Source organism: Streptomyces sp. NPDC000345 (assembly GCF_042898825.1).
In the GTDB taxonomy this organism is placed as follows: Bacteria; Actinomycetota; Actinomycetes; order Streptomycetales; family Streptomycetaceae; genus Streptomyces.
The window spans coordinates 173,201-186,015 of record NZ_JBIAZE010000011.1; the positions used below are offsets into that span (position 1 = coordinate 173,201).

At 71.6% G+C, this 12,815-nt stretch carries 9 protein-coding genes; 7 read left to right on the top strand and 2 right to left on the bottom strand.

Annotated elements, in window-relative coordinates:
* Positions 1-58 precede the first annotated feature (58 nt).
* A complete protein-coding gene (locus tag ACFY30_RS26155) occupies positions 59-1,477 on the top strand; it encodes a sugar porter family MFS transporter (RefSeq protein WP_390847559.1) in 1,419 nt (472 codons plus the stop codon).
* A 101-nt stretch (positions 1,478-1,578) separates the two neighbouring features.
* On the opposite strand, the gene ACFY30_RS26160 is transcribed toward ACFY30_RS26155, so the two are convergent.
* Positions 1,579-2,550 carry an LLM class flavin-dependent oxidoreductase gene (locus tag ACFY30_RS26160; protein WP_390847560.1) on the bottom strand — a complete coding sequence of 324 codons (972 nt, stop codon included), beginning with the start codon at positions 2,548-2,550 and terminating at the stop codon, positions 1,579-1,581.
* A gap of 123 nt (positions 2,551-2,673) precedes the next feature.
* Here ACFY30_RS26160 and ftsY point away from each other — a divergent pair, with 123 nt between their 5' ends.
* Positions 2,674-3,879, top strand: a complete 1,206-nt coding sequence (gene ftsY / locus ACFY30_RS26165; RefSeq protein ID WP_390847561.1) for a signal recognition particle-docking protein FtsY — start codon at positions 2,674-2,676, stop codon at positions 3,877-3,879.
* Between the two features lie 132 nt (positions 3,880-4,011).
* On the opposite strand, the gene ACFY30_RS26170 is transcribed toward ftsY, so the two are convergent.
* On the bottom strand, positions 4,012-4,668 hold the full coding sequence (locus tag ACFY30_RS26170) for a bifunctional DNA primase/polymerase (RefSeq protein ID WP_390847562.1): 657 nt from the start codon (positions 4,666-4,668) through the stop codon (positions 4,012-4,014).
* Positions 4,669-5,115: 447 nt separating this feature from the next.
* On the opposite strand from ACFY30_RS26170, the gene ACFY30_RS26175 reads away from it, so the two are divergent.
* From ACFY30_RS26175 to ffh, 5 genes are all read left to right on the top strand, one after another.
* Positions 5,116-6,600, top strand: a complete 1,485-nt coding sequence (locus tag ACFY30_RS26175; protein ID WP_390847563.1) for a hypothetical protein — start codon at positions 5,116-5,118, stop codon at positions 6,598-6,600.
* 342 nt (positions 6,601-6,942) lie between these two features.
* A complete protein-coding gene (locus ACFY30_RS26180; protein WP_390847564.1) occupies positions 6,943-8,274 on the top strand; it encodes an ammonium transporter in 1,332 nt (443 codons plus the stop codon).
* On the top strand, positions 8,271-8,609 hold the full coding sequence (locus tag ACFY30_RS26185; RefSeq protein ID WP_003997576.1) for a P-II family nitrogen regulator: 339 nt from the start codon (positions 8,271-8,273) through the stop codon (positions 8,607-8,609). The genes ACFY30_RS26180 and ACFY30_RS26185 overlap by 4 nt, the downstream gene beginning before the upstream one ends.
* A 26-nt stretch (positions 8,610-8,635) precedes the next feature.
* Positions 8,636-11,083 (top strand): [protein-PII] uridylyltransferase, encoded by a 2,448-nt coding sequence (locus ACFY30_RS26190; protein ID WP_390847565.1) that lies wholly within the window; start codon positions 8,636-8,638, stop codon positions 11,081-11,083.
* A 112-nt stretch (positions 11,084-11,195) separates the two neighbouring features.
* Positions 11,196-12,746: a signal recognition particle protein gene (gene ffh, locus ACFY30_RS26195; RefSeq protein WP_390847566.1), complete on the top strand. Its 1,551-nt coding sequence runs from the start codon at positions 11,196-11,198 to the stop codon at positions 12,744-12,746.
* Positions 12,747-12,815: the final 69 nt, after the last annotated feature.

Here is a 12,815-nt window from a genome sequence, read left to right on the forward strand (position 1 = left end):
GGTCTGCAACGTTGTTCTTGCCTTCAGGCAGCGTTGCCGATGGCCTTAGGAGTTGAACGTGACCAGCACAACGCAGGCAGAGAAGTCAGGAGCCAGGACGGCTCCCCCCGATCATCTCGGGCACGTCATCTTCATCGCGGCTGCGGCGGCGATGGGCGGATTCCTCTTCGGCTACGACAGCTCCGTGATCAACGGCGCCGTCGAGGCCATCCGGGACCGCTACGACATCGGCTCCGCGGCCCTCGCGCAGGTCATCGCCATCGCCCTGATCGGCTGCGCCATCGGCGCCGCGACCGCCGGCCGGATCGCCGACCGCATCGGCCGCATCCGGGTCATGCAGATCGCCGCCGTCCTCTTCACCGTCAGCGCGGTCGGCTCGGCCCTGCCCTTCTCCCTGTGGGACTTCGCCCTCTGGCGCGTCGTCGGCGGCTTCGCCATCGGCATGGCCTCCGTCATCGGCCCCGCCTACATCGCCGAGGTCGCCCCGCCCGCCTACCGAGGCCGGCTCGGCTCCTTCCAGCAGGCCGCGATCGTCATCGGCATCGCCGTCTCGCAGCTGGTCAACTGGGGTCTGCTGAACGCCGCCGGCGGCGACCAGCGCGGTGAGCTCATGGGCCTGGAGGCCTGGCAGGTCATGCTCGGCGTGATGGTCGTCCCGGCCGTCCTCTACGGCCTGCTCTCCTTCGCCATCCCCGAGTCCCCGCGCTTCCTGATCTCCGTCGGCAAGCGGGAGCGTGCCCGCGAGATCCTCGCCGAGGTCGAGGGGGACTCCGCCGACCTCGACGCCCGTGTCACCGAGATCGAGCACGCCATGAACAGCGAGCACAAGTCCACCTTCAAGGACCTGCTCGGCGGCGGCTTCTTCTTCAAGCCGATCGTCTGGATCGGCATCGGCCTGTCGGTCTTCCAGCAGTTCGTCGGCATCAACGTCGCGTTCTACTACTCCTCGACGCTGTGGCAGTCGGTCGGTGTCGACCCGACGGAGTCGTTCTTCTACTCCTTCACCACGTCGATCATCAACATCGTCGGCACCGTGATCGCGATGATCTTCGTGGACCGCGTCGGCCGCCGCCCGCTCGCGATCATCGGCTCGGTCGGCATGGTGATCGGCCTCGCCCTGGAAACCTGGGCCTTCTCCTTCGACCTGGTCGACGGCAAGCTGCCGGCCGCCCAGGGCTGGACCGCCCTGGTCGCGGCCCATGTCTTCGTCCTCTTCTTCGCCCTGTCCTGGGGCGTCGTCGTCTGGGTCATGCTCGGCGAGATGTTCCCGAACAGGATCCGCGCCGCCGCCCTCGGTGTGGCCGCCTCTGCGCAGTGGATCGCCAACTGGGCCATCACCGCGAGCTTCCCGTCGCTGGCCGACTGGAACCTCTCCGTCACCTACGTGATCTACACGGCCTTCGCCGCCCTCTCCGTCCCGTTCGTCCTCAAGTACGTCAAGGAGACGAAGGGCAAGGCGCTGGAGGAGATGGGCTGAGCCTTCACCGGTGAGCCTCCACCGGAGGCCCTCGGACTCGAGGAGCCGGGCCACATCCCCGCTGCCCGCTCCTCGACCCCCGTGAGACGTGCCGCCCCGGCTCATTCCCCGAGCCGGGGCAGCACGTCCTCGCAGAACAGCCGCAGACTCCGCCACCCCTCGGCCACCGGCATCCCGCCCGCCAGTGGGTGCAGGACGAGGTTGTCGAGGCCCTGGGCCACGCAGTCGTCCGGAGTGAGGATCCGGTACACCCCCTCCGCCCGCAGCTCCTCGACCGTCGACGCCCCCGACCGCACCGCCGAGCGGATCTCCCCGGACTGCCAGGAGGCGTAGGTCCGCGCCTCGTGCAGGAAGTGCTCGCCGTACCGCGCCCACGCCCGGTCCGGGTCCTCGGCGATGTGCAGCAACGGGGTCTCGGCCGCCGGCATCATCGTCCAGCCCTCGGTCCCGTACTCCACGAGCCGTTCCTTGTAGTAGGCCTCCAGCTCCGGCAGGTGCGCGCTCGGGAAGAAGGGCAGCCCGAGCCGGGCGGCCCGGCGGGCGGCGGCCCGGGAGGAGCCCCCGACCAGCAGGAGGGGGTGCGGGTCGGACGCGGGGCGCGGGGTGACCCGTACCGTACGGCCCCGGTACGCGAACTCCTCCCCGGTCCACGCCGTCAGCACGGTCTCCAGCAGCTCGTCCTGGAGCCGGCCCCGCCGCCCCCAGTCCACGCCGGCCCGGGCGTACTCCTGCGGCCGGTATCCGATCCCGGCGACCGTGACCAGCCGTCCGCCGCTCAGCAGATCCAGTACGGCGATGTCCTCGGCCAGCCGCAGCGGGTCGTGCAGCGGGCCGATCACCGCCGACACCGTGACCGCCAGCCGCCGGGTCGCCCCCAGCACCGCCCCCGCGAACACGAACGGCGACGGCAGCCAGTTGTCGTCGACCCCGTGGTGCTCCTCGGTCTGCACGGTGGTCACCCCGTGCGTGTCGGCGTACGCGGCCATCTCCAGCGCGGCCCGGTAGCGCTCGCCCAGCTCCGCGGGGGAGGCACCGGGAGCGACGAGGTTGAAACGGACGACGGTGACGGGCATGGGGACCCCCTTCGCGGATGTGGAGGGACGGTAGCTGACGGTCCGTCAGGTGGCCAGAGGTGCGAGACACCCGCACCGGGGAGCCGGGCCCCCGCCAGGGGAGGGATGGATACTGGACGCGTTATGGAAACCGTCATCCTTGCTGTAGTCATCGCCGTGGTCGTGCTCGCGGTGCTCGGCGGACTCGTCGTCGGCAGCCGGCGGAAGAAGCCGCTGCCCCCGCCGCCCCCCGCCGCGCCCGACATCACCGCGCCTCCGGCCGAGCCGCACGTCGGCGACGAGGCCGAGACGCCGCGCGACGAACCGCGCCGCACGATCGAGGAGGTGGACCTGCCCGACGGCGGCTCGACCGGAGTCGCGGTCGAGGAACCGCCCCTTGTCGAGGCCCCCGGGATCGAGATCCCGGAGCCCACCGCAGGCCGCCTGGTGCGCCTGCGCGCCCGTCTCTCCCGCTCCCAGAACGCCCTCGGCAAGGGCCTGCTCACGCTGCTCTCGCGCGAGCACCTGGACGACGACACCTGGGAGGAGATCGAGGACACCCTGCTCACCGCCGATGTCGGCGTGCTGCCCACGCAGGAGCTCGTGGAGCGGCTGCGCGAACGGGTGAAGGTCCTCGGCACCCGTTCGCCCGAGGAGCTGCGCGCCCTGCTGCGCGACGAGCTGCTCAAGCTGGTCGGGACCGATGTCGACCGCACCGTGAAGACCGAGCCCGCGGACCGCAAGCCCGGCATCGTGATGGTCGTCGGCGTCAACGGCACCGGCAAGACCACCACCACCGGCAAGCTCGCGCGCGTCCTCGTGGCCGACGGGCGGACCGTCGTCCTCGGCGCCGCCGACACCTTCCGCGCCGCCGCCGCCGACCAGCTGCAGACCTGGGGCGAGCGGGTCGGCGCCCACACCGTGCGCGGGCCGGAGGCCGGTGACCCCGCCTCCGTCGCCTTCGATGCGGTCAAGGAGGGCAAGGAGATGGGCGTCGACGTCGTCCTCATCGACACCGCCGGCCGGCTCCACACCAAGACCGGGCTCATGGACGAGCTCGGCAAGGTCAAGCGGGTCGTCGAGAAGCACGCCCCGCTCGACGAGGTGCTGCTCGTCCTCGACGCGACGACCGGCCAGAACGGTCTCGTCCAGGCCCGGGTCTTCGCCGAGGTCGTCGACATCAGCGGCATCGTGCTGACCAAGCTCGACGGCACGGCCAAGGGCGGCATCGTCGTCGCCGTCCAGCGCGAGCTGGGTGTCCCGGTCAAGCTCGTGGGGCTCGGCGAGGGCGCGGACGACCTGGCGCCGTTCGAGCCGGAGGCGTTCGTTGACGCCCTTATCGGAGACTGACCACCACCTACGGACATCCGTACGTGGTGACGCGAGAAGCGCCCGCCCCCAGGTGCAGTGGGAGCGGGCGCTTCGCTGTGTGCGCGGGTACCTCACGGCCGGGCCGCCGGGCGACCGCCGGCCGGACAGGACCTAGGCGCGTGACCGGTGGGCCACGTACGCCAGTGTCCCCAGCAGCAGCCGGGCCTCCGGCGGGCGGGTGGCCGAGTCCAGGGCCGGCGGGCGCAGCCAGCGCACCGGGCCCAGGCCGCCGCGGTCGGAGGGCGGCGCCGTGACGTACGCACCGGGGCCGAGGCCGCGCAGGTCGAGGGCGGCCGGGTCGTCCCAGCCCATGCGGTAGAGGAGGTCGGTCAGCTCGGCGGCGGCGCCGGGGGCGACGAAGAACTGGGCGCGGCCCTCGGGGGTGACGGTGACCGGGCCGAGGGGGAGGCCCATGCGCTCCAGCCTGACCAGGGCGCGCCGCCCGGCGGGCTCGGCCGCCTCGATCACGTCGAACGCGCGCCCGACCGGCAGCATCACCGCGGCGCCCGGGAACTCCGCCCAGGCCCTGGTCACGTCGTCGAGGGTGGCGCCGGCGGGCACGCGGGCGGCGAACTCCAGGGGGTGGGCGCCGGGCGCGTGGCAGTCGGGGCGGCCGCAGGAGCAGACGCCGGCCGCGGCCCGGGCGCCCGGTAGCACGTCCCAGCCCCACAGTCCCGTGAACTCGGCGACGGCGGTGCACTCGGACGAGCGACCGCGCCTGCGCGCGCCGGAGCGGATCTCGCGAATGCCGCCGATCGTGAAGCCCATGCCCCCTCCAACGGGTTCGACGCGCCATTGGTTACGTAACGGACGCATGTCGTGACTCTGCGTGTTTCCGGTGCCCGTCGGCCACCTGTTCCATGCGGCGTCCGGAAGCGCGCCGGGTGGTGCGGTCGGCTGCGCGCGCCCCTGAGTGCTTCGCTCCGCTCACTCCCGGCCGTCCTGTGTCAAGTGAATCGCGTGCGAGCCATCGGGAGTTCATTCGAAGGGGTGGCGAATGGTGGCGTTTCCGGGATCGCCGTGGCCGGGGCCGTGATCGTGGGATTACGCTGAGTGTGCGGGTCCTGGGGGCACATGCACAGGTGGGTATGCCGGAGGCAAGTCGGCTTTCCGTTCGAAGGGTGACAACTACCGTACGAGGGGCCGTATTTACCGGCATTCTGATAAGGCTTGGCGCACTCAGTGACAAGTGGTCTCAGGGATGGGGGCGTTCCAGTGAGCGGCAACGACGGAAGCGGGAGCAGCACGGCGAGTGCGGACAAGCGCCCGAACGAGCTGCTCGCCTCGTGGTTCGTGCGCAGCGGCTGGTCGAAGGGCGAGCTGGCCCGTCAAGTCAACCGCCGGGCCCGCCAGTTGGGCGCCAACCACATCTCCACGGACACCTCGCGCGTGCGCCGCTGGCTGGACGGCGAGAACCCCCGTGAGCCCATCCCCAGGATCCTGTCCGAGCTGTTCTCCGAGCGGTTCGGCTGCGTCGTCTCCGTCGAGGACCTCGGTCTGCGCGCCGCGCGCCAGGCGCCCTCGGCGACCGGCGTCGACCTGCCCTGGACGGGCCCGCAGACGGTGGCCCTGATCAGCGAGTTCTCGCGCAGCGACCTGATGCTGGCGCGGCGCGGCTTCCTCGGAACCTCGCTGACCCTGTCCGCGGGCCCGTCCCTCATCGAGCCGATGCAGCGCTGGCTCGTCCCCTCGCCGCCCGCCCCGCCCCAGGAGCCGGAGTCCGTCCCCACCAGCCGGGCCCGCGGCCGGCTCTCCAGGCCCGAGCTGGACCTGCTGGAGTCCACCACGGTGATGTTCCGGCAGTGGGACGCCCAGTGCGGCGGCGGACTGCGCCGCAAGGCCGTCGTCGGCCAGCTGCACGAGGTGACGGACCTGCTCCAGGAGCCCCAGCCCGAGGCGACGTCCAGGAGGCTGTTCAAGGTCGCCGCCGAGCTGGCCGAGCTCGCCGGCTGGATGTCGTACGACGTGGGGCTCCAGCCGACCGCCCAGAAGTACTTCGTCCTCGCCCTGCACGCCGCCAAGGAGGCCGGTGACCGGCCGCTCGGCTCGTACGTCCTCTCCAGCATGAGCCGCCAGATGATCCACCTCGGACGGCCCGAGGACGCCCTGGAGCTGATCCACCTCGCGCAGTACGGCAGCCGGGACTGCGCGAGCCCGCGCACCCAGTCGATGCTGTATGCGATGGAGGCCCGCGCCTACGCCAACATGGGGCAGCCGGGGCGGTGCAAGCGGGCCGTGCGGATGGCCGAGGACACCTTCGCCGAGGCCGACGAGTGGGACGAGCCCGACCCGGACTGGATCCGCTTCTTCTCCGAGGCCGAGCTGTACGGCGAGAACAGCCACTCCTTCCGCGACCTCGCCTATGTCGCCGGCCGCAGCCCCACCTACGCCTCGCTCGCCGAGCCCCTGATGCGCAAGGCCGTCGAGCTGTTCGCGGGCGACCCCGACCACCAGCGGTCCTACGTGCTGAACCTGATCGGCATGGCCACGGTCCACCTGCTGCGGCGTGAGCCCGAGCAGAGCGCCCAGCTCGCCGCGCAGGCCATGAAGGAGGCGAAGAAGGTCCGCTCCGAGCGGGTGAACACTCGTATTCGAAAGACCGTCGACACCGCCGTACGCGACTTCGGGGACCTCTCCGAGGTCGTCGACCTCACCGAGCGGCTCGCCATGGAGCTGCCGGAGACGGCCGAAGCCGTCTGACCGCCCCTGATCCACCTCGCGAAAACCCTTGAACCCCGGCCGCGGCCGGCCCTCCCGAAGTGCCCGACTCGGCTCCCCCATGCCAGGTCATCGGAAGGCCGCCCGCGGCCGGTTTTCCTTCCTCGAGTGAAGGTTGCGCCACGATAACGATCCGCTCGGCGGACATCAGGCAGTTCACCGAGGCGTAACGCACGGGGTGCCTTCGTCACGGCGGCGAAACAACGAGGGGCTTCCACCGAAACCGCGCTGCGTCAATCTCATGGCGCATAACCGGCCCACCCCTCATGACCCCCGCCTCTGGCTTCGCCCGCACGGGGCCGTACCTACGACGAGGAGACGCCGATGGCACCAGCCATCACGCTTGCCGCAGACAAGTTGTCTGTGGCCAACACAGGCTTCATGCTCATCTGTTCCGCCCTGGTGCTGATCATGACGCCGGGCCTCGCCTTCTTCTACGGAGGCATGGTCCGCGTCAAGAGCACCCTCAACATGCTGATGATGAGCTTCATCAGCATGGGTATCGTCACCATCCTGTGGGTGCTGTACGGCTTCTCCATGGCGTTCGGGACGGACCACGGCTCGCTCATCGGCTGGGAGTCCGACTTCGTCGGATGGACCGGCATCGACAAGGCGGACATCTGGTCCGGGTACACCATCCCGGTCTTCGTCTTCGCCGTCTTCCAGATGATGTTCGCCATCATCACGCCCGCCCTGATCAGCGGTGCCCTCGCTGACCGCGTGAAGTTCACCGCCTGGTCGATCTTCCTCGTGCTGTGGGCGACGATCGTGTACTTCCCGGTCGCCCACTGGGTGTGGGGCACCGGCGGCTGGGCCTTCGAGCTCGGCGTGATCGACTTCGCGGGTGGTACCGCGGTCCACATCAACGCGGGTGCCGCGGCACTCGGCGTGATCCTGGTCATCGGCAAGCGCGTCGGCTTCAAGAAGGACCCGATGCGCCCGCACAGCCTGCCCCTGGTCATGCTCGGCGCCGGCCTGCTGTGGTTCGGCTGGTTCGGCTTCAACGCCGGCTCCTGGCTGGGCAACGACGACGGCGTCGGCTCGCTGATGTTCGTCAACACGCAGATCGCCACCGCGGCCGCGATGCTCGCCTGGCTGATCTACGAGAAGCTCCGCCACGGCGCGTTCACCACGCTGGGCGCCGCCTCCGGCGCGGTCGCCGGTCTGGTCGCCATCACCCCCTCCGGTGGTGCGGTCACCCCGATCGGCGCGATCGCGGTCGGTGCCATCGCCGGCGTCGCCTGCGCCGCGGCCGTCGGCCTGAAGTACAAGTTCGGCTACGACGACTCGCTGGACGTCGTCGGCGTCCACATGGTCGGCGGTGTCATCGGCTCCCTGCTGATCGGCTTCTTCGCCAGCGGCAAGGGCCAGTCCGAGGTCAAGGGCCTCTTCTACGGCGGCAACGCGGACCAGCTCTGGAAGCAGTGCGCCGGTGTCTTCGCGGTCCTCGCCTACTCGCTGGTCGCCTCCGCGATCCTGGCCTTCGTCCTCGACAAGACCATCGGTATGCGGGTCAGTGAGGACGAGGAGGTGTCCGGCATCGACCAGGCCGAGCACGCCGAGACCGCATACGACTTCAGCGGCGCCGGCGGCGGTGCCGCCCGGACCGCCGTGCCGGCCGCCGTCGGCGCCGACAGCAAGAAGGTGGACGCATGAAGCTCATCACCGCCGTCGTGAAGCCCCACCGGCTGGACGAGATCAAGGAAGCCCTGCAGGCCTTCGGCGTCCACGGTCTGACGGTCACCGAGGCGAGCGGCTACGGTCGTCAGCGGGGACACACCGAGGTCTACCGCGGTGCCGAGTACACCGTCGACCTCGTCCCCAAGATCCGCATCGAGGTGCTGGCCGAGGACGACGACGCCGAACAGCTGATCGACGTCATCGTCAAGGCGGCCCGCACCGGCAAGATCGGTGACGGCAAGGTCTGGTCCCTTCCGGTCGAGACGGCCGTACGGGTCCGCACCGGCGAGCGCGGCCCGGACGCGCTCTGACCGCAGAACAGAACAGGAGTCGCTGGGTGACGAGCACGGACGTGCGAAACGAAGCAGAGGACTCGGGACCCAGCGGCTACGCGGCGGCCCGGCTGCGCCTCCTCACCGAGGGGGCGCGGTCCGGGCCGCCGCGCCGTGCGGCCCTCTCCGGACTGACGGACGACTGGCTGGCCCAGCTGTTCGCCGCCGGCAGCGAGGAGCTGAAGGGCGTCTCGCTCGTCGCCGTCGGCGGCTACGGCCGCGGCGAGCTCTCCCCGCGCAGCGACCTCGACCTCCTGCTGCTGCACGACGGCAGCGACCCCAAGGCGGTCGCCGCCCTCGCCGACCGCCTCTGGTACCCGGTGTGGGACCTGGGCCTCGCCCTCGACCACTCGGTGCGCACCCCGGCCGAGGCCCGCAGGACCGCCGGCGAGGACCTCAAGGTGCAGCTGGGCCTGCTGGACGCCCGGCATCTCGCCGGCGACCTCGGCCTCACCGCCGGACTGCGCACGGCCGTCCTGGCCGACTGGCGCAACCAGGCCCCCAAGCGCCTGCCCGAACTGCAGGAACTGTGCGCCGAGCGGGCCGAACGCCAGGGCGAGCTGCAGTACCTGCTGGAGCCCGACCTCAAGGAGGCCCGCGGCGGTCTCCGGGACGCCACCGCCCTGCGGGCCGTGGCCGCCTCCTGGCTCGCCGACGCGCCCCGCGAGGGCCTCGACGACGCCCGCCGCCGGCTCCTCGACGTCCGTGACGCCCTGCACCTGGCCACCGGCCGCGCGACCGACCGGCTGTCCCTTCAGGAGCAGGACCAGGTCGCGGCCGAGCTGGGCCTGCTCGACGCGGACACACTGCTGCGGCAGGTGTACGAGGCGGCGCGGGTCATCTCGTACGCGAGCGATGTCACCTGGCGCGAAGTGGGGCGCGTGCTGCGGTCCCGCGCCGTGCGGCCGAGGCTGCGCGCCATGCTCGGGGGCGGCAAGCCCGTCCCCGACCGCTCTCCGCTGGCCGAAGGGGTGGTGGAGCAGGACGGCGAGGTGGTGCTCGCCCGCGCCGCGCGCCCCGAACGCGACCCCGTGCTTCCGCTGCGCGCCGCGGCCGCCGCCGCCCAGGCCGGCCTCCCGCTCTCCCTGCACGCCGTACGGCGCCTGGCCGCCACCGTGCGCCCGCTGCCCACGCCCTGGCCCGCCGAGGCCCGCGAACAGCTGGTCACCCTGCTCGGCTCCGGCCAGCCCACCATCGAGGTCTGGGAGGCGCTGGAGGCCGAGGGCCTGATCACCCGGCTGCTGCCCGACTGGGAGCGGGTGCGCTGCCGGCCGCAGCGCAACGCCGTGCACATCTGGACCGTCGACCGGCACCTCATCGAGACCGCCGTCCGCGCCTCCGAGTTCACCCGCCGCGTCAGCCGCCCCGACCTGCTGCTGGTCGCCGCGCTGCTGCACGACATCGGCAAGGGCTGGCCCGGCGACCACTCGGTGGCGGGCGAGATCATCGCCAAGGACGTGGCCGCCCGCATCGGCTTCGACCGCGCGGACGTGGCCGTGCTCTCCTCGCTCGTACGCCATCACCTGCTGCTCATCGAGACGGCCACCCGGCGTGACCTGGAGGACCCGGTCACCGTGCGCTCGGTCGCCGAGGCGGTCGGTTCCCAGAGCACACTGGAGCTGCTGCACGCGCTCACCGAGGCGGACGCGCTGGCCACCGGGCCCGCCGCCTGGTCCTCCTGGCGGGGTTCGCTCGTGGCGGACCTGGTCAAGCGGGTCGGGGCGGTGCTCGCCGGGGACGAGCCCGACGAGCCGGACGCCGCCGCGCCCACCGCCGAGCAGGAACGCCTCGCCATCGAGGCCGTCGCCACCGGCAGCCCGGTGCTGGCCCTGCGCGCGCAGACCGAGGCACCCGCCGACGAACAGCCGTCCGGCGACCCCGAGCCGCTCGGCGTCGAGCTGCTCATCGCCGTACCGGACCAGGCGGGCGTACTGCCCGCGGTGGCCGGCGTGCTCGCCGTGCACCGGCTGACCGTGCGCACCGCCGAGCTGCGCGCCCTGGACCTGCCCGACGGCGTCGAGGGCTCCGTCCTGCTGCTGAACTGGCGGGTCGCCGCCGAGTACGGCTCGCTGCCCCAGGCCGCCCGGCTGCGCGCCGACCTCGTCCGCGCCCTCGACGGCTCCCTGGACATCGCCGGACGGCTCGCCGAGCGCGACGCGGCCTACCCCCGCCGCAGGGGCGTGGTCGCCCCTGCGGCGCGTGTGACGGTCGCCTCGGCGGCCTCCCGGCACGCCACCGTCATCGAGGTACGCGCCCAGGACGCCCCGGGGCTGCTGTTCCGGATCGGCTCGGCGCTGGAGGACGCGGCCGTGCGGGTGCGCAGCATGCACGTCAGCACGCTGGGCGCCAACGCGGTGGACGCCTTCTACGTCACCGGCGCGGAGGGCTCACCCCTGCCGGTCGACGAGGCGGCGGCCCTCTCGCGCAAGCTGGAGGAGACCCTGCGGGGCTGAGCCCGACGACGGGTGGGACCGGGTCTCGGTGACGACCGTGACCCGGTCTTGCCTCGCCGGGATACCCTTGAAGACGCTCGTACCGCCCCCGACCCCGAGGACCGACGCCGCCGTGTTCGATACTCTCTCCGATCGCCTCTCAGCGACTTTCAAGAACCTGCGCGGCAAGGGACGGCTCTCCGAGGCGGACATCGACGCCACCGCGCGCGAGATCCGCATCGCCCTCCTCGAGGCCGACGTGGCCCTGCCGGTCGTGCGGACGTTCATCAAGAACGTCAAGGAGCGTGCCCTCGGCGCGGAGGTGTCCCGGGCGCTGAACCCCGCCCAGCAGGTGCTCAAGATCGTCAACGACGAGCTGGTCACCATCCTCGGCGGCGAGACCCGCCGGCTGCGCTTCGCCAAGCAGCCGCCCACCGTGATCATGCTGGCCGGTCTGCAGGGTGCCGGTAAGACCACCCTCGCGGGCAAGCTCGGCCGCTGGCTGAAGGAGCAGGGCCACTCGCCGCTGCTCGTCGCCTGTGACCTCCAGCGCCCCAACGCCGTCAACCAGCTCAGCGTGGTCGCCGACCGGGCCGGCGTGGCCGTGTACGCCCCGCAGCCCGGCAACGGCGTCGGCGACCCGGTCCAGGTCGCCAAGGACTCCATCGAGTACGCGAAGTCCAAGGTCCACGACATCGTGATCGTGGACACCGCCGGCCGTCTCGGCATCGACCAGGAGCTGATGCAGCAGGCCGCGGACATCCGCGACGCCGTCTCGCCCGACGAGATCCTCTTCGTCGTCGACGCGATGATCGGCCAGGACGCCGTCAACACCGCCGAGGCCTTCCGCGACGGCGTCGGCTTCGACGGCGTGGTGCTCTCCAAGCTCGACGGCGACGCCCGCGGTGGCGCTGCCCTGTCGATCCGCCAGATCACCGGCAAGCCGATCATGTTCGCGTCGAACGGCGAGAAGCTCGACGACTTCGACGCCTTCCACCCGGACCGGATGGCCTCCCGCATCCTCGACATGGGTGACCTGCTCACCCTGATCGAGCAGGCCGAGAAGACGTTCAGCCAGGAAGAGGCCGCCAAGATGGCCTCCAAGCTGGCGTCCAAGAAGGGCCAGGACTTCACCCTGGACGACTTCCTGTCCCAGATGGAACAGGTCAGGAAGATGGGCTCGATCTCCAAGCTCCTCGGCATGCTGCCGGGCATGGGCCAGATCAAGGACCAGATCAACAACCTCGACGAGCGGGACGTCGACCGCATGGCCGCGATCATCAAGTCGATGACGCCGGCCGAGCGCCAGGACCCGACGATCATCAACGGCTCGCGCCGCGCCCGTATCGCCAAGGGCTCCGGCGCCGAGGTCAGCGCCGTGAAGGGCCTGGTCGAGCGGTTCTTCGAGGCCCGCAAGATGATGTCCCGGATGGCCCAGGGCGGCGGCATGCCGGGCATGCCGGGGATCCCGGGCATGGGCGGCGGCCCCGGCCGGCAGCGCAAGCAGCCGAAGAAGGCCAAGGGCAAGCAGCGCTCCGGCAACCCGATGAAGCGCCGGCAGCAGGAGCTGGAGGAGGCCCAGCGCCGCGAGGCCGGCGCCCAGGGCGCGGGCGCGTTCGGGCTGCCGCAGCAGGGCGGCCAGGACTTCGAGCTGCCGGACGAGTTCAAGAAGTTCATGGGCTGACAGGCCCGACGGCTTCCGGCCCACGTCGTCGAGGGCGCCCTTCCACCGGGGAGGGCGCCCTCAGCGCAT